Origin of the sequence: Brevundimonas basaltis (assembly GCF_014202075.1) — a bacterium.
Classification (GTDB): domain Bacteria; phylum Pseudomonadota; class Alphaproteobacteria; order Caulobacterales; family Caulobacteraceae; genus Brevundimonas; species Brevundimonas basaltis.
Window position 1 is genome coordinate 396,547 of sequence record NZ_JACHFZ010000001.1, and the last position, 15,093, is coordinate 411,639.

Annotated in this window: 17 protein-coding genes and 3 tRNA genes; 16 read left to right on the plus strand and 4 right to left on the minus strand. The window is 69.1% G+C overall.

From position 1 onward, the window contains the following. Positions 1-25: 25 nt before the first annotated feature. The 5 genes from rplM to msrB all read left to right on the plus strand — a co-directional run bounded on the left by rplM (position 26) and on the right by msrB (position 2,990). Positions 26-502, plus strand: coding sequence for a 50S ribosomal protein L13 (gene rplM / locus HNQ67_RS02130; protein ID WP_183251874.1), 477 nt, complete (start codon positions 26-28; stop codon positions 500-502). Positions 503-600: 98 nt separating this feature from the next. Further along, positions 601-1,044, plus strand: coding sequence for a 30S ribosomal protein S9 (gene rpsI / locus HNQ67_RS02135; protein WP_183252737.1), 444 nt, complete (start codon positions 601-603; stop codon positions 1,042-1,044). A gap of 72 nt (positions 1,045-1,116) precedes the next feature. After that, complete coding sequence (locus HNQ67_RS02140) at positions 1,117-1,491, plus strand: hypothetical protein (RefSeq protein WP_183251876.1); 375 nt, start codon at positions 1,117-1,119, stop codon at positions 1,489-1,491. Between the two features lie 8 nt (positions 1,492-1,499). Next, complete coding sequence (gene argC / locus HNQ67_RS02145) at positions 1,500-2,429, plus strand: N-acetyl-gamma-glutamyl-phosphate reductase (protein WP_183251878.1); 930 nt, start codon at positions 1,500-1,502, stop codon at positions 2,427-2,429. Positions 2,430-2,492: 63 nt separating this feature from the next. Beyond that, complete coding sequence (gene msrB / locus HNQ67_RS02150; RefSeq protein ID WP_183251880.1) at positions 2,493-2,990, plus strand: peptide-methionine (R)-S-oxide reductase MsrB; 498 nt, start codon at positions 2,493-2,495, stop codon at positions 2,988-2,990. On the opposite strand, the gene HNQ67_RS02155 is transcribed toward msrB, so the two are convergent. Both HNQ67_RS02155 and phaC read right to left on the minus strand, forming a co-directional pair. Further along, the gene (locus HNQ67_RS02155; RefSeq protein ID WP_183251882.1) at positions 2,977-3,357 is read right to left on the minus strand and encodes a hypothetical protein; all 381 of its coding nucleotides are present in this window, start codon (positions 3,355-3,357) and stop codon (positions 2,977-2,979) included. The genes msrB and HNQ67_RS02155 overlap by 14 nt on opposite strands. Further along, the gene (phaC, locus tag HNQ67_RS02160; RefSeq protein WP_183251884.1) at positions 3,354-5,339 is read right to left on the minus strand and encodes a class I poly(R)-hydroxyalkanoic acid synthase; all 1,986 of its coding nucleotides are present in this window, start codon (positions 5,337-5,339) and stop codon (positions 3,354-3,356) included. Before phaC ends, HNQ67_RS02155 begins: the two co-directional genes overlap by 4 nt. A gap of 77 nt (positions 5,340-5,416) precedes the next feature. Here phaC and HNQ67_RS02165 point away from each other — a divergent pair, with 77 nt between their 5' ends. The 7 genes from HNQ67_RS02165 to HNQ67_RS02195 all read left to right on the plus strand — a co-directional run bounded on the left by HNQ67_RS02165 (position 5,417) and on the right by HNQ67_RS02195 (position 10,402). Then, complete coding sequence (locus tag HNQ67_RS02165; RefSeq protein WP_246347400.1) at positions 5,417-5,875, plus strand: hypothetical protein; 459 nt, start codon at positions 5,417-5,419, stop codon at positions 5,873-5,875. A gap of 60 nt (positions 5,876-5,935) precedes the next feature. After that, entirely contained in the window at positions 5,936-6,892 is a 957-nt protein-coding gene (gene glpX, locus HNQ67_RS02170; protein ID WP_183251886.1) for a class II fructose-bisphosphatase, read from the plus strand. Positions 6,893-6,905: 13 nt separating this feature from the next. Further along, positions 6,906-8,708 carry a single-stranded-DNA-specific exonuclease RecJ gene (recJ, locus tag HNQ67_RS02175; protein ID WP_183251888.1) on the plus strand — a complete coding sequence of 601 codons (1,803 nt, stop codon included), beginning with the start codon at positions 6,906-6,908 and terminating at the stop codon, positions 8,706-8,708. Between the two features lie 84 nt (positions 8,709-8,792). Then, positions 8,793-8,867, plus strand: a tRNA-Glu gene (locus HNQ67_RS02180). A gap of 265 nt (positions 8,868-9,132) precedes the next feature. Beyond that, positions 9,133-9,696 carry a cold-shock protein gene (locus HNQ67_RS02185; protein ID WP_343054783.1) on the plus strand — a complete coding sequence of 188 codons (564 nt, stop codon included), beginning with the start codon at positions 9,133-9,135 and terminating at the stop codon, positions 9,694-9,696. A 106-nt stretch (positions 9,697-9,802) separates the two neighbouring features. Further along, the gene (locus tag HNQ67_RS02190) at positions 9,803-10,276 is read left to right on the plus strand and encodes a DUF192 domain-containing protein (RefSeq protein WP_246347401.1); all 474 of its coding nucleotides are present in this window, start codon (positions 9,803-9,805) and stop codon (positions 10,274-10,276) included. A gap of 49 nt (positions 10,277-10,325) precedes the next feature. Further along, positions 10,326-10,402 (plus strand) — tRNA-Pro (locus HNQ67_RS02195). Between the two features lie 276 nt (positions 10,403-10,678). On the opposite strand, the gene HNQ67_RS02200 is transcribed toward HNQ67_RS02195, so the two are convergent. After that, a complete protein-coding gene (locus HNQ67_RS02200) occupies positions 10,679-11,968 on the minus strand; it encodes a cystathionine gamma-synthase family protein (protein ID WP_183251892.1) in 1,290 nt (429 codons plus the stop codon). 131 nt (positions 11,969-12,099) lie between these two features. On the opposite strand from HNQ67_RS02200, the gene HNQ67_RS02205 reads away from it, so the two are divergent. The 4 genes from HNQ67_RS02205 (at position 12,100) to HNQ67_RS02220 (ending at position 13,873) form a co-directional block, all read left to right on the plus strand. Beyond that, a complete protein-coding gene (locus HNQ67_RS02205) occupies positions 12,100-12,405 on the plus strand; it encodes an ETC complex I subunit (RefSeq protein ID WP_183251894.1) in 306 nt (101 codons plus the stop codon). Positions 12,406-12,493: 88 nt separating this feature from the next. Then, a tRNA-Arg gene (locus HNQ67_RS02210) sits at positions 12,494-12,570 on the plus strand. Further along, positions 12,541-13,392: an exodeoxyribonuclease III gene (locus HNQ67_RS02215; RefSeq protein WP_343054784.1), complete on the plus strand. Its 852-nt coding sequence runs from the start codon at positions 12,541-12,543 to the stop codon at positions 13,390-13,392. Before HNQ67_RS02210 ends, HNQ67_RS02215 begins: the two co-directional genes overlap by 30 nt. Positions 13,393-13,396: 4 nt before the next feature. Next, a complete protein-coding gene (locus HNQ67_RS02220; protein ID WP_183251895.1) occupies positions 13,397-13,873 on the plus strand; it encodes a hypothetical protein in 477 nt (158 codons plus the stop codon). Here the strand turns inward: HNQ67_RS02220 and metC are convergent. Next, positions 13,863-15,044: a cystathionine beta-lyase gene (gene metC, locus HNQ67_RS02225; RefSeq protein ID WP_183251897.1), complete on the minus strand. Its 1,182-nt coding sequence runs from the start codon at positions 15,042-15,044 to the stop codon at positions 13,863-13,865. The genes HNQ67_RS02220 and metC overlap by 11 nt on opposite strands. Positions 15,045-15,093 lie beyond the last annotated feature (49 nt).

Genomic DNA, 15,093 nt, shown 5'->3' on the forward strand with positions numbered 1-15,093 from the left:
GTCCGTCCTCCCAGGAACCCTCGTCATGCTGAAGAGCACCACGGCTTCGCTGAAGCCGGCCGAGGTCGAGAAGAAGTGGATCCACATCGACGCCGAAGGCGTCGTGGTGGGCCGTCTCGCGACCTTCATCGCCAACCGTCTGCGCGGCAAGCACCGCGGCGACTACACCCCGCACGTCGATTGCGGCGACTATGTCGTCGTCACCAACGTCGACAAGGTGGTGTTCACCGGCAAGAAGAACACCGACAAGATCTACTACCGCCACACCGGCCACCCGGGCGGCGTCAAGCAGACGACCCCGGAGAAGGTGCTGAACGGCCGCTTCCCCGAGCGCGTGCTCGAGAAGGCCGTTGAGCGCATGCTGCCGAAAGAAAGCCCGCTGGCTCGCAAGCAGATGACGCACCTGCGCCTGTTCGCCGGCGCCACGCACACCCACGAAGCCCAGTCGCCCGAGACGATCGACTTCAAGTCGGCCTCTCCCAAGAACACCCGGAGCGTCTGAGCATGACCGACGTGACTGCTGAAAACACCGCCGCCGACACCCCGGCCGCCGACGCGCCCGCCGCCGAGGCCCTGACCGGCTTCGACGCCCTGAAGAGCATGCAGACCCCGGGCGCCGGCGAGGAACACCCCGTCTACGTCCAGAAGCTGGACGCCCAGGGCCGCGCCTATTCGACCGGCAAGCGCAAGAACGCCATCGCCCGCGTGTGGATCAAGCCCGGCTCGGGCAAGATCACCATCAACGGCAAGGATCAGATGCAGTATTTCGCCCGCGAAATCCTGCGCATGATGATCGCCCAGCCGCTGGAAGTGACCGACCGCGTCACCCAGTTCGACGTCGTCTGCACGGTCGAGGGCTCGGGCCTGTCCGGCCAGGCCGGCGCCATCCGCCACGGCCTGTCGCACGCCCTGACTCACTATGAGCCGGAGCTGCGCAAGGTTCTGAAGCCGCACGGCTTCCTGACCCGCGACGCCCGCGTCGTCGAGCGCAAGAAGTACGGCCGCGCCAAGGCCCGCAAGTCCTTCCAGTTCTCGAAGCGCTAGGCCGTTTCACGATACGGTTTGGAATGGGGCGCTTCGGGAAACCGGAGCGCCCTTTTTCTTTTGGAGTTTGCTGTGACGCCGTTTCCGCCCAGCGAGAGCGTGGCCTTTCTTCTTGAAGGCGACGCTTCGATTTCACAGGTCGTTTTCAATGCCACGAACATGTTGTTCCGGCTGGCGAACGGCTGTCAGATCGATGTCGAACTTGGCCTAACCTACGTGTCTGGCGCGGGCGTGGTCTTCACCTACGACAGCGAATGGTTTCGGACGGAAGCGGTCCATATCTTGCCGTTGATCGACAAGAAGATCGTGGCTGTCGAGACGGCCGACTTGGAGATGGTCCTGTCCTTTGAGAACGGCGCCAAGTTGATCGTTCGCTCTGACGTCGGACCCTACGAAGCGGGTGCGGTCCTGGGACCGAATGACTCTCGCCTTGGCTTCTACTTCTGAGTGACCGCATGACCCACACCATCTTCATCGACGGCGAGGCCGGGACCACGGGGCTGGAAATCCGCGAGCGGCTGGAGGCGCGCGGCGATCTGGAACTGATCCTGCTCGGCGACCGGCGGCGCGACGTCGAGGCGCGGCGCGAGGCGTTGAACGGCGCCGATGCGGTGATCCTGTGCCTGCCGGATGACGCGGCGAAGGAAGCCGTGGCGATGATCGAGAACCCGAGCGTGCGGGTGATCGACGCCTCGACGGCCTATCGGGTCGATCCGGCCTGGACCTATGGCTTCGCCGAGATGGCGCCGGGGCAGCGCGAGACGATCGCGGCGGCGACGCGGGTGTCGAATCCGGGCTGCTATCCGACCGGGTTCATCGGGCTGGTGCGGCCGCTGGTCAGCGCCGGGATCATTCCGGCGGGCTGGCCGGTGACGGTCAATGCGGTGTCGGGCTACTCCGGCGGCGGCAAGGCGATGATCGCCGAGTTCGAGGCCGGGGCCGAGCCGTACCGCGCCTACGGCCTGTCGCTGAAGCACAAGCATGTGCCGGAGATGACGCGGCACACCGGGCTGGAGCGGCCGGTGCTGTTCGCCCCGGCGGTGGGGGCGTACCGGCAGGGGATGCTGGTCGAGGTTCCGCTGCACCTGGGAGCGCTGCCGGGCTCGCCGTCGGTGGAGGTGGTGCACGGGGCGCTGGTCGAGGCCTATGCCGACGCGCGCTTCGTCGAGGTGGCCTCGCTGGAGGAGACCGAGGTCCTGACCGGGATCGATCCGGAGGGGCTGAACGGGACCAACTCCATGCGCCTGCATGTGTTCGGCGACCGGGCGGGGGAGCAGGTGCGGTTGGTCGCCCTGCTGGACAACCTCGGCAAGGGGGCGTCGGGCGCGGCGGTGCAGAACCTCAACCTGATGCTGGGGCTGGATGAGGGCGCGGGGCTTTCGTGATCCTGCTCCCTCAAGGGGAGAAGGGATTGAAACCGCCAGCCTCTTCCCGACGTATCAAGGGTCATGACCCACGCCCTGTCCCGCCGCCATCTGTTGCTGACCGCCGGCGCGGTCGGGCTGAACGCCTGTTCGCCGGGGCCGGCGGATGCGTCGCAGGGCCGGTATGCGAACTCGCCGTACCGGCGGATCACCGACGCCCAGTGGCGTCAGCGGCTGCCGCGGGCGGCCTGGGACGTGCTGCGCCACGAGGCGACGGAGCGGCCCTACACCAGTCCGCTGAATGACGAGGGCCGGCGCGGGACCTTCGTGTGCCGGGGCTGCGAGCTGCCGCTGTTCCGGTCGCAGTGGAAATACGACAGCCGGACCGGCTGGCCGAGCTTCTACGACGTGATCGCGGCCAATATCGGGACCAAGACCGACTTCGCCATCGGCCTTCCCCGCACGGAGTATCACTGCGCCCGTTGCCTCGGGCATCAGGGGCATGTCTTCGACGACGGGCCGAGGCCGACGGGAAAGCGCTACTGCAACAACGGCGTGGCGCTGAAGTTCAACGCGGCCTGAGCACCTTGAGCGCTGACTCGATCGTGACCCCGGTCCAGACGCCGGCGATGATGATGAGCAGGCCGTAGTCGTGGCCGGGCCAGAAGATCGGCACGGCGGCGGCGAAGATGACGAAGAGCGGGAACAGGCCGGCCCAGACCGCCGTGCCGGGCGCGTCGCGGTGGATCATCGGCGGGCGCGGAGCCTGTTTCATGCGCCGCTGGAGCATGGGGTTGAGCCAGACGAAGCCGGCGGTGGACGCGACGGCCAGGAAGGCGTTGCGCAGCAGCCGGGGTTCGGCGCCGTAGAAGGTGCTGGTGACCAAGACGAGGACGAGGGCCAGGGTGGTGGACAGCGCCAGCAGCAGATTGGGTTCGAGGCGGTTCAAGACTTGACCTTCACATAGGCGCCGGGGGCGGGCTCGATGGGTTTCAGCGGCCCCTTGGACGGATTCCGGGCCGGGACCCAGTCGCCGGATTTGTCGTGCAGCCAGTCCGCCCAGTGATTCCACCAGCTGCCGGGATGTTCTTCCGCGCCGGCCTGCCACTCGGCGAGGGAGCCGGGCAGGGCGGGGTTGGTCCAGTGCTGGTATTTCTTCGCCGAGGGTGGATTGACCACGCCGGCGATATGGCCCGAACCGGCGACGGTCAGGGTGACGTCGGCGTTCGAGAAGGCGCGGGCCGAGCGATAGACCGAATTCACCGGGGCGATGTGGTCCTCGCGGCTGGCCTGGAAATAGAGCGGGATGGTCACTTTCGACAGGTCGACCTTGACCCCGCCGATGGTGAATTCGCCCTGTGACAGGCGGTTCTGGCCGTACATGGAGCGCAGATAGTCCATGTGCAGTTTTTTGGGCATGCGGGTCTGGTCGGCGTTCCAGAACAGCAGGTCGAAGGCCGGCGGATCCTTGCCCATCAGATAGTTGGAGACAAAGAACGACCAGATCAGGTCGTTGGCGCGCAGGGCGTTGAAGGTTTCGGCCATGGCCGCGCCGGGCAGGACGCCGCCGGCCGCGTCCATCTGCTGCTCGATCTCACCCAGCCAGTGGTCGTCGGTGAACAGCAGCAGGTCGCCGGCCTCGGCGAAGTCGTGCTGGGCGGCGAAGAAGGTGGTGGCGGTGACGCGGTCGTCCTTCCTGGCCGCCATATGCGCCAGGGCCGCGCCCATGAGGGTCCCGCCGATGCAGTAGCCGACGGTGTTGACGTGGTCGGACTTCGACTGCTCCAGCGCCTTTTCGACGGCGCGGTAGATGCCTTTCTCGAGGTAGTCGTCAAAGCCGAAGCCGGCCTTGTCGACATCGGGATTGACCCACGAACAGACGAAGACGGTGAACCCCTGGCTGGACAGCCAGCGGATCATCGAATTCTCGGGCTGGAGGTCGAGGATGTAGAATTTGTTGATCCACGGCGGGAAGATCAGCAGCGGGATTTGCCGCTGCTTGTCGGTGGCGGGGTCGTACTGGATCAGTTCGAACAGCTCGTCGCGCCAGACCACCTGGCCGGGGGCGGTGGCGACGTTCTCGCCGACCTTGAAGCGGCCGTAATCGGCCTGGCTGATCTTCAGCTTGCCGGCGCCGCGCTCCAGATCGGCGGCGAAATTCTGCATCCCCCTGACCAGCGATTCGCCGTTGGTCTCGGCCAGGGCCTTGAGGGCGGCGGGATTGGAGGCGAGGAAGTTGGAGGGGGAGAAGGCGTCGGTCAGCAATTTGGTGAAGAATTCGGCGCGGCGTTTGGTGCGGGGGTCGATGTCCTCGACGCTGGAGACCAGGCCGTTCATCCAGTCGGCGGTGGCCAGATAGGACTGGCGCATGACGTCGAACATCGGGTTCTCGGACCAGGCCGGGTCCTTGAAGCGCTTGTCCTTCGAGGGGGCGGCCGGGACATCCTCGCCGGCGGCGCGGCGCGTGGTCGAGGCCCACAGGTCCATATAGCGGTTGAACAGGTCGGCCTGGGCGGCGAACAGCTTGTCCGGGCGCGAGGCGAGGCCGGTCATCACCTGGGTCATGGCCGGGCCGACGTTGAACGGATCGGGCGACAGGGCGGCGGGGCGGTCGGCCTGCGACAGGGCGGCCTCGGCGATGGCGGCCTGGGCGGTCATGGCGGCGCGGGCGAGGTTGAGCGACAGGGCCTCGAGCATCTGGCGCTGGTCCGCGCCGGGGGACGCGGCGGCGGATCCGGGCGGCGGCGGGGCGTCAGCCGGCGTTTCGGCCCGGGGCTGTTCCGGCGGCGCAGCGGCGGGTTGTTCCGGCGGGGCCTTGGCCGTTGTTTTCGCCTTCGCCCGGGGGCGAGGGGGCTTGGCCGAGGTCGGACGGCCGGCCTTGCGCGGCGCGTGCGCGGCCTTTGCGGGCGGGGTGGTCGGACGCTTGGCCATGCGGGAGGCTCCGGAGAGGACGTCAGGATCGGACGTAGGGGCTGTCGCCGCCCTTCCGCCGGGGGTCATCATGGCATATGACCGGCCCCGACATGAACGCGCCGATCCGGAAAATTGCAGCGGTCCTGACCGCCGTCGCCGCAGGGGCCGGTCTGACCGCCTGCGCGGGCGCATTCGAGCCCCGCACCGATCCGACCTCGCCGGTGGCGCCGCGGGTCGACGCGCTGGTCGCCGCCAATCGCGAATACCCCCGCTGGGCCGACTTTCCGAAGACGCTGGAGCCGGTTCCGGAACCGGCCGCGATCTCCGCGCGCGTCGCCACCCTGGGAACGGCGGGCGGCGAGCTGGCTGCGGCGGCGGCCAGGATCGAATGGCAGTCGAACGAAGATCCGGCCGCCTTCGCCGCCGACGTCCAGGCCCGGGTGGCCGCGGTCGAGGTCACCCCGGTGACGGCGGAGACCGCCGCCGCGATCGAGGAATTCGCCCGCCGCACCCGCGAACGCGGCCGGGCCCCGCCGCCGGTCGATCGCCGCTAGAAACACCAAAGGTCGCCGGGCCGACAGAATCCCGGGATCATCGTCTTCAGGAGAACGCCCATGGCCGCCACGGCCCCCTACGCTTCCACGCTGGCCGCCGACGCCGCCCGGGTCACCGAACTGGCCGCCATCGCCAGCTATGCCCAGATCGGCCGCGGCGACGAGAAGCAGGCCGACCAGCTGGCCGTCGACGCCATGCGCACGGCGCTGAACAAGCTCGACATCGACGGCAAGATCGTCATCGGCGAGGGCGAGCGCGACGAGGCGCCGATGCTCTACATCGGCGAGAAGGTCGGCACCGGCAAAGGCCCGGCCATCGACATCGCCCTCGATCCGCTGGAAGGCACGACGCTGACCGCCAAGGCCATGGCCAACGCCCTGTGCGTGCTGTCGATGTCGCCGGGCGGCGGCATGCTGCACGCGCCCGACACCTATATGGACAAGATCGCCATCGGGCCGGGCTACAAGCCGGGCACGGTCGATCTCGACATGTCGCCGCAGGACAACGTCCGCTCGCTGGCCTCGGCCAAGGGCGTCGATCCGCGCGACATCACCGTCTGCGTCATGGACCGGCCGCGCCACGCCGAACTGATCGCGGCGCTGCGCGAGGTCGGGGCGCGAGTGCTGCTGATCACCGACGGCGACGTGGCCGGAGTGATCCACACGGCCGAACCGGAGACCGGCATCGACCTGTACCTCGGTTCCGGCGGGGCGCCGGAAGGGGTGCTGGCGGCCTCGGCGCTGAAATGCGTCGGCGGTCACTTTCAGGGCCGGCTGATCTTCCGCAACGACGACGAGCGGGCCCGCGCCGAGCGCACCGGGGTCAAGGATTTCGACCGCAAATACGACCTGCACGAATTGGTTTCGAAGGACGCCATCTTCGCCGCCACCGGCGTGACCAAGGGCGCCATGCTTGACGGCGTCGTGGTGCAGGGCGGCTTTGTCACCACCCATACGCTGGTGATGGATTCCTCGACCCGGACGATCCAGCGTATCCGCACGAAGAGACCTGTTTGATGGGGCCGGTCTGATGGCCGACGGGGGAAGCCTACCCGCCTTCCTGGGGGTTTCCCGCTCGCTGTCTGGACGCGCCTGGCGGCAGAGGCCGGCCGAAGCGGGGCTTATCCGCGCCCATATGCAGGCCCTGAACCTGGAGGAGCCGCTGGCGCGGGCGCTGGCGGCGCGCGGGGTGCGGGCCGACCAGGGGGCCGATTTCCTGCAGCCGACGCTGAAGGCGCTGTTCCCCGACCCGTCCAGCTTCATGGACATGGACGCGGCGGCCGAGGCGATCCTCGACGCCCTGCAGACCGGGGCCTCGATCCATGTGTTCGCCGACTATGACGTCGACGGGGCCTCGAGCGCGGCCCTTCTGGTGCGCTGGTTCCGGGCCATGGGCGCGGACCTGCCGATCTATGTGCCCGACCGGATCACCGAGGGCTACGGACCGAGCCCGAAGGCGTTTGATACGCTGAAGGCCTCCGGCGCCGATCTGGTCGTCACCGTGGACTGCGGCGCGGCGGCCAATGAGGCGGTCGCCCATGCCTCGGCGATCGGGCTGAAGGTCGTGGTGATCGATCACCATATGATGCGGGAGCATCCGCCGGTGTGCGCCGCTGTGGTCAATCCGAACCGGCCGGGGTGCAACTCCGGGCAGGGCAATCTGGCGGCGGCGGGCGTGGTGTTTGTCCTGCTGGCGGCGCTGAACCGCGAGGCGCGTCGGCGCGGGATGTTCGGGGAGGTGAGGGAACCGGACATCCGGCGCTGGCTGGATCTGGCCGCCATGGGGGCGATCTGCGACGTCACCGGCCTGACCGGCTTCAACCGGGCCCTGACCAGCCTCGGCCTGCGCGTGATGTCCGAGTGGGGCAATCCTGGTCTGAGAGCGCTGCTGGCGGCGGCGGGAAGCGAGCCGGGACCGGCCAAGTCGAACCACGCCGGCTTCATCCTGGGGCCGCGCATCAACGCCGGCGGGCGGATCGGCAAGTCGGACCTTGGCGCGCGGCTGCTGTCGACCGACGATCCGCACGAGGCGATGGCGCTGGCCCAGGAGCTGGACGCCCTGAACATCGCACGGCGCGAGGTCGAGCGGCAGGTGACCGATCAGGCCACCCGGATGGTCGAGGCCTCCGGCGCCCACGCCGACGGCTCGGCCGTGGTCGTCGTCGAAGGCGACGAATGGCACCCGGGCGTGGTCGGCATCGTGGCCGGACGGCTGCGCGAGCGCTGGCGCAAGCCCGTGGTGGTGATCGGCGTCGATGCGGTCAACGGGGTCGGCAAGGGCTCGGGCCGCTCGCAGCCGGGCATGAACCTGGGCCGGGCGGTGCAAGCCGCCTGGGAAGCCGGGGTGCTTATGGCCGGCGGCGGACACGCCATGGCGGCCGGGCTGACCGTGAAGGCCGGCCGGATCGGCGCGCTGCGCGATTTTCTCAACGACCGGATGGCCGGCGAGCAGGCGGCGGCCGAGGCGCTGGACGGCGTGGAGATCGACGCCCTGATCGATCCGGGTGCGGCGACCCGGCCCCTGTTCGAACAGTTCGAGCAGCTGGCCCCGTTCGGACCGGCCAATCCGGAGCCCTTGTTCGCCCTCGAGCATGTCGCGGTGCGCGAGCCCGTGGCCATGAACGGCGGCCATGTGCGTTGCCGGCTGGTCGGGGCGGACGGGGCCTCGGTGAAGGCCATCGCCTGGCGCTGTGCGGACCTGCCGTCGGGCAAGGCGCTGCTGGCGGGGCAGGGCGGGCTGAGCGTGGCGGGGCGGCTGAAGGCCGACGACTGGAACGGCCGCCGCGGCGTTCAGTTGGAGATCGAGGACATCGCCGATCCGCGCATGGCGTAGCGTTTCGGACCGATGACGATTTCTGCGGCAAAGCGGGTTGCACGCCGCGGAATCGGCGGCTATATCGCCGCTTCCCCGCGCCGCGGTCCCTTCGTCTATCGGTTAGGACGTCAGGTTTTCAACCTGAAAAGAGGGGTTCGATTCCCCTAGGGACTGCCACGCGGGGCCTTCCCCACATGTCTGGTCGAGGCCTCTTCCAGAGGTCTTGTCGCGCCGCGCGCGGTTCCGATCACCGGTTCCGGGGGGCGGCCGCATCACCCGTTTCCCCAAGGGAAGGCGGCGCCTCCCGCGTGCGGCAATCCGGCCAGGACGGGCAATAAATGTTCGCCTCCGGGGCGAAATCGGCGTTTTTGTCTTTTCCGCCGTTCACAGAACCATGTTAAACTAGGCGCCGTCCGCAGTACGCGCGGGCAGGGGGAAGGCTGTGTCGGACTACGAGGGCGTGGAGACGATCGAGACGGTGCGTATCGCCGGTCGCGTGAAGTGGTTCGACCCCGGCAAGGGGTATGGCTTCATCGTGCCCGACGAGCCGAGCCTCACCGACCGAAAGGACGTCCTGCTGCACATCTCGAGCCTGCGCGACAGCGGGCGCGATTCGGCGGCCGAAGGGGCGCCGATCACCTGCGACTGCGCCCGTCGCCCCAAGGGCTGGCAGGTGACGGAGGTCCACGACCTGGGGGAAGGCTCCCCGGACGCGGTCGCAGCGCCACGTCGCGGCTATGAAACCCTGCGGCGCAGCAGCAATGGCGGCGCGACACCGATGCCGGACGACGGCGGCTCGCTGGAGACCGCCATCGTCAAATGGTTCAACCGGACCAAGGGCTATGGCTTCGTCGTCCGCGACGGCGAACCGGGCGACATCTTCGTTCATGTCGAGACGCTGCGGCGCTGCGGGCTGGACGATCTGGTCCCGGGCGAGCCGGTGGCGGTGCGCTTCGCCGAGGGGCCCAAGGGTCTGGTGGTCGCGGAAATCCGCCCCGTCGGCTGACGGCGTCAGGCACGCTCGCGCCCGGCGCCGCGCCACCCTATGCTGGGGGCTTGCCGCGCGCCCGGATCGGCGCAAATTGCGCGGATTGTTGCTCAAGGGTGGAATGATGTTGGTTCGTCGCGGATTTCTGGCCGGAGTCGCCGGCCTTCTCCTCCTCGCCGGATGCGCGGGAGCGGGCACGGGGGCGGGGCCGAATGGAGAGCCGCTGGAGCCGCTGACGGTCGTGACGGCGACCGGAGAGCACCACTTCATGGTCGAGATCGCCGACGACGAGGCGGAGCGGCAGCGCGGCCTGATGCACCGCGACGTCCTGCCCGACGACCGCGGCATGCTGTTCCAGTTCCCGGATGTGGCGGAGCGCAGCTTCTGGATGCACAACACGCCCAACTCTCTGGACATCCTCTACATCGATCCCTACGGCCGCATCGTCTCGATCGCCGAACGGGTGACGCCCAACTCCGACGCGATGATCCCGTCGAACGGACCGGCCAGCGGCGTGCTGGAGATCCGCGCCGGCCGGGCCGACGAGATCGAGGCCAGGCCCGGCGACCGCGTCCGGCATCCGTTCTTCGCCCAATAAGGCGCGTTGCGGCGGCGGGCGGCGCGTGGCAAAGAGCGCCGCTCTGGATCGGGGTGTAGCGCAGCCTGGTAGCGCATCTGCTTTGGGAGCAGAGGGTCGGAGGTTCGAATCCTCTCACCCCGACCACACAATCTCGACCGGCGAGCCCGTGTCAGGGCCGGAAGTCGCCGGCCCCAATCCATTTCATGAATATACGGAAGAAGAAGCCGGTCCGCGCCTTGGGTGTGGCCAAGCGAGCTTTTCGACCACCGCCCCGGTACATCCGTACAATCACTGGCTGCTCTCCCAATCGGAGGACAACACCAGAACCGTGTGGCCGGTTCCTGTGTCGGAGGCCGGACAGAACGGTGGGGAAGGTCGGGCGCCCGGCGGCCTCGGCGAAAGCGTACCGGCAGGTCACCCTCACCCTATCCTGGCGAGAGCCTGTTCGAGGTCGGCGTACAGGTCGTCGACATGCTCGATCCCGACCGAGAGTCGGACGAGGTTGTCGCCGATGCCGCAGCGGGCCTTGGCTTCGGGGCTGTAGTCCGAATGGGTCGTGCTGGACGGATGGGAGGCCAGGCTCTCGGTGCCGCCCAGACTGACCGCCAGCTTGAACAGACGCAGGGCGTTGAGCATGCGGAAGGCCTCGGCCTCGCCGCCTTTCAGACGCAACGAGAAGGTCGAGCCGGGCCCCGAACACTGGCGCGCGAAGATCGCCCGCTGACCCGGCGAACTCTCGGCGCCGCCGGCATCGAGGACAGCCTCGATCCGCGCATGCCCGCGCAAACGCCGGACCAGCTCGACGGCGTTGGCCTGCGACCGCTCCATCCGGATGTGCAGCGTCTCGAGACTGCGCATCAGCAGCCAGGCCGTGTGCGGATCGGTCACGGCGCCGCAGATGGTCCGCATCTCGGCGACGCGACCCATCAGGTCGGCGCGACCCATACAGGCCCCGGCGATCAGGTCGGAGTGCCCGCCGACGTATTTGGTCAAGGAGTAGAGAATCAGATCGGCGCCGTGCTGCAGCGGCTTCTGCCACAACGGCCCCAGGAAGGTGTTGTCGACCACCAACGGCGGCGGCTCCGCCTGACCCAACGCCTTGATGGCGGCCGCCGCGGCCGCGAGGTCGATCAGCTGATTGGTTGGATTGGCGGGCGTTTCGACATAGACGGCGGCCAGTCGTCCGCCGCGCGCGGCGGCTCGCGCCGCGGCCTCGCCGACGGCCCGGGCGAGGCCCTCGCCGCCGTCAGCGTCGGCCACGCTGACGGTCTCGACCCCCATGCGCGGCAGGATGCGGTCGAACAGATATTCGGTGCCGCCGTAAGCCGGCGCCGTATAGACCACGATGTCGTTGGGCCGGCTCAGCGCCAGGATCGTCGTCGAAATCGCCGCCATGCCGCTGGAGAAGACCAGCGCCTTGTCGGCCCCGTCCCAGACCGCCAGCCGGTCCTCGAGAATTTCGAGGTTGGGGTTGTTGATCCGCGAATAGATCAGCCCCAGCGCCTCGTCGGGATCCCTCTCGCGCAGGCCATAGGCGACCTCGAAGAAGCGTTTGCCGTCTTCGGCCGATTTGAAGACGAAGGTCGAGGTCTGGAAGATCGGGGCCTTGATCGACCCCTCGGACAGGGCGGGATCGTAGCCGTAGCCCATCATCAGGGTCTCGGGCGAAAGGGGACGATCGCCCAGGGTGCGGCTGCGGTGTCGATTCATACTGCGTCTCTCCTGAGCGGACCCCTGACAGGCGTGGGACGGTCTCGACGAAGCGACGCTGGACCGATCAAGAGGCAGCCACTATCAGGTCTCGCAGGAGCGCCGCCACCCCCTGACGACAGGATCAGATCATGCTCGCCCGCATCTACCGCCCCGCCAAGACCGCGATGCAGTCCGGCAAGGCCAACGCCAGACATTGGCGACTGGAGTTCGAACCGGCGTCGGCGCGGACCATCGACCCCCTGATGGGCTGGACCAGCTCGGCCGACATGAACGGGCAGGTGCGGCTGGAGTTCGATTCGCAGGACGAGGCGGTGGCCTACGCCGAGCGCTACGGCATCCCGTTCCGCCTGCACGAGGCGCAGGAGGCACCGGTGATCCTCAAGGCCTATGCCGACAATTTCGCCACCAGCCGCAAGGTGCCGTGGACGCACTGAACCTTTCAGGGCGGCTAACGCTCGCGCCGCGGGCGCTCGCTGCTTGAGCCGCGGGATCAGGGCGGCTAACGCTCGCCACAGCCATCGGGCGCCCATAGCTCAACCGGATAGAGCACCCGCCTTCTAAGCGGACGGTTGCAGGTTCGAGTCCTGCTGGGCGCGCCATTGCGGCCGAAGGAGCAACCCGCCGGCCAGCTTGGCCGTTACGGTCCGGTGAAGATCGCCACCTTCAACATCAACGGGGTCAACACCCGGCTGGCCAATCTTCTGGAATGGCTGGAGGCGGCGCGGCCGGACGTCTGCTGTCTGCAGGAGCTGAAGGCGACGGATGCGCAGTTCCCGGCCGCGGCGATCCGGGCGCTGGGCTATCAGGCGGTGTGGAAGGGCGAGCATCGCTGGAACGGCGTGGCCATTCTGGCGCGGGACGCGGAGCCTGTGGTGACGCGGCGAACGCTGCCGGGCGAGCCGGGCGACGCCCAGAGCCGGTATCTGGAGGCGGCGGTGGGCGGGGTGCTGATCGCCTCGCTCTATCTGCCCAACGGCAATCCGCAGCCGGGACCGAAGTTCGACTACAAGCTGGCGTGGATGGAGCGGCTGAACGCCCATGCGGCGGCGCTTCTGGACAGCGGCGCGCCCGTGGTGCTGGCGGGCGACTACAATGTCGTGCCGACCGAGGCCGACATCTACCACAGCCGCTCGTGGAAGAAGGACGCCCTGCTGCAGCCCGAGAGCCGGGCGGCGTTCGCGCGGCTGCTGGACCAGGGCTGGACCGATGCGCTGCGGGAGCGGTTTCCCGAGGACCCGCCGCCGTGGACCTTCTGGCAGTATTTCCGCCAGGCGTGGGAGCGGGACGCCGGCCTGAGAATCGACCATCTGCTGCTCAGTCCGGCGGCGGCGGCGCGGCTGACCGACGCCGGGGTCGACCGGACGGTGCGCGGGCGGGAACGGGCCAGCGATCACGCGCCCGTGTGGATCGAGCTGGACTGAGGCGATGGCGAGAAAGCTGAAGGTGTTCTGCTATTCCGACGGCTTCCATTCGTGGACGGTGGCGGCGCCGTCGCGGGCGAAGGCGCTGGAGGCGTTCGGGGTCAGGCGCGACCTGTTCAAGGACGGCTCGGCGCGGGAGATCGATGTCGGGCCGGACAGAGCGGCGGCGCTGGAGTCGCCCGGCGAGCTGATCGAGCGCGGCCTGTCGATCGATGTCGGCAAGATGGCGCGGACAACGGCGCCGAAGGCGAGAGCGAAACCGGAGAAGCCGAAATCCGATACCAGAGCCCGGGCGCGGGTCGAGGCGCTGGAGGCGGAACTGGACGCGCTCGCCAGGACGCAGGCGGCGGAGACGGCGGCGCTGGCCGCCGAGCAGGAGGCGCTGGAGCGCCGGGCGCGCGATCTGGTCAAACGGCAGAAGAAGGCGCGGGACGCGTTGACGGCGAGGCTGAAGCCGGCGCGGACCAGGCTCAACGGATAGCGTCGCGCCAGGCGGCGAGACCGGTTTCCAGATCGGCGATCAGGTCGGCGGGGTCCTCGAGGCCGACGTGGAGGCGGAGCAGTTCGCCCTGCAGCGCCGGCGTCGCGCGACGGAAGGCGAGCTGGCCGGTCTCGTGGGTGATCAGGCTTTCGAAACCACCCCAGGAATAGCCAAGGCCGAACAGCTCCAGGGCCGACATCAGGGCGTGGGCGGCGGCCTCGGAGCCGCCGTTCATGACCACGCCGAAGATGGAGGCGGCGCCCGTGTAGTCGCGGCGCCAGAGGTCGTGGCCGGGCGCGCCGGGCAGGGCGGGGTGGATGACGCGCGCCACCTCGGGTCGGGTCTGCAGCCATTCGGCCACGACAAGGCTCGAGCGGGCCTGTTCGGCGTAGCGCAGGGGCAGGGTGCGCAGGCCGCGCAGGGCCAGCCAGGCGTCGTCGGGCGAGACGCGCCAGCCGAGATCCTCGATCGTCTCCGATATCTGGCGACCGACGGCGGGGTCGGAGACGGCGATGGAGCCCATCAGCAGGTCGGAGTGGCCGGCGATGTATTTGGTCACCGCCTGGACGCTCACGTCGACGCCGTGGGCCAGGGGCCGGAAGGCGAGGCCGGCGGCCCAGGTGTTGTCCATCACGGTCAGGACCCCGCGCTCGCGGCAGGCGGCGGCGATGGCGGGGACGTCGGCCAGTTCAAAGGTCAGGGAGGCCGGCGACTCGATCAGCAGCAGCCGGGTCCGGTCGGTCAGGGCGGCGAGGATGTCGGCCACGGCGGCGCCGGGGTCGTGGAAGCTGGCCGCGACGCCGCGCGGCTTCAGGTGCCGGTTGAGGAACCGGCGGGTGGGGCCGTAGAGGGCGTCGGTCGTGAGCATCTCATCGCCCGGCCTGAGCAGGGCGGTGAGGGGTACCGTGACGGCGGCGAGGCCCGAGGGAACCAGCCAGGCGTCGGCCGCCCCCTCGAGATCGGCGAGGGCCGCGCGCAGGCCGCGGGCGGCGGACAGGTCCTCGATGCCGTAGACCGGACCGTGGCCTTCGTCGCGCATGGCGGCCGGGTCGTCATTGAGCAGGGTCGAGGCCCGCTCCACCGGCGGACTGACCGGACGGCGGCCGCCGCCGCGGCGCGTGGCCGGGGCGATCAGGCGGGTGCGGGCGCTGGGGTCGGGGCGATCGTTCATGGGAGCCCGGTCGAGGGGTTGCGGTTCAGGCTCCAAAGGCCTCTAAAGC

Bases quoted from the DNA above. Each gene is read 5' to 3' on its own strand.
- rplM (WP_183251874.1), top strand. From the start codon at position 26: ATGCTGAAGAGCACCACGGCTTCGCTGAAGCCGGCCGAGGTCGAGAAG.
- rpsI (WP_183252737.1), top strand. From the start codon at position 601: ATGCAGACCCCGGGCGCCGGCGAGGAACACCCCGTCTACGTCCAGAAG.
- argC (WP_183251878.1), top strand. From the start codon at position 1,500: ATGACCCACACCATCTTCATCGACGGCGAGGCCGGGACCACGGGGCTG.
- msrB (WP_183251880.1), top strand. From the start codon at position 2,493: ATGACCCACGCCCTGTCCCGCCGCCATCTGTTGCTGACCGCCGGCGCG.
- phaC (WP_183251884.1), bottom strand. From the start codon at position 5,339: ATGGCCAAGCGTCCGACCACCCCGCCCGCAAAGGCCGCGCACGCGCCG.
- HNQ67_RS02165 (WP_246347400.1), top strand. From the start codon at position 5,417: ATGACCGGCCCCGACATGAACGCGCCGATCCGGAAAATTGCAGCGGTC.
- glpX (WP_183251886.1), top strand. From the start codon at position 5,936: ATGGCCGCCACGGCCCCCTACGCTTCCACGCTGGCCGCCGACGCCGCC.
- recJ (WP_183251888.1), top strand. From the start codon at position 6,906: ATGGCCGACGGGGGAAGCCTACCCGCCTTCCTGGGGGTTTCCCGCTCG.
- HNQ67_RS02190 (WP_246347401.1), top strand. From the start codon at position 9,803: ATGTTGGTTCGTCGCGGATTTCTGGCCGGAGTCGCCGGCCTTCTCCTC.
- HNQ67_RS02200 (WP_183251892.1), bottom strand. From the start codon at position 11,968: ATGAATCGACACCGCAGCCGCACCCTGGGCGATCGTCCCCTTTCGCCC.
- HNQ67_RS02205 (WP_183251894.1), top strand. From the start codon at position 12,100: ATGCTCGCCCGCATCTACCGCCCCGCCAAGACCGCGATGCAGTCCGGC.
- HNQ67_RS02220 (WP_183251895.1), top strand. From the start codon at position 13,397: ATGGCGAGAAAGCTGAAGGTGTTCTGCTATTCCGACGGCTTCCATTCG.
- metC (WP_183251897.1), bottom strand. From the start codon at position 15,044: ATGAACGATCGCCCCGACCCCAGCGCCCGCACCCGCCTGATCGCCCCG.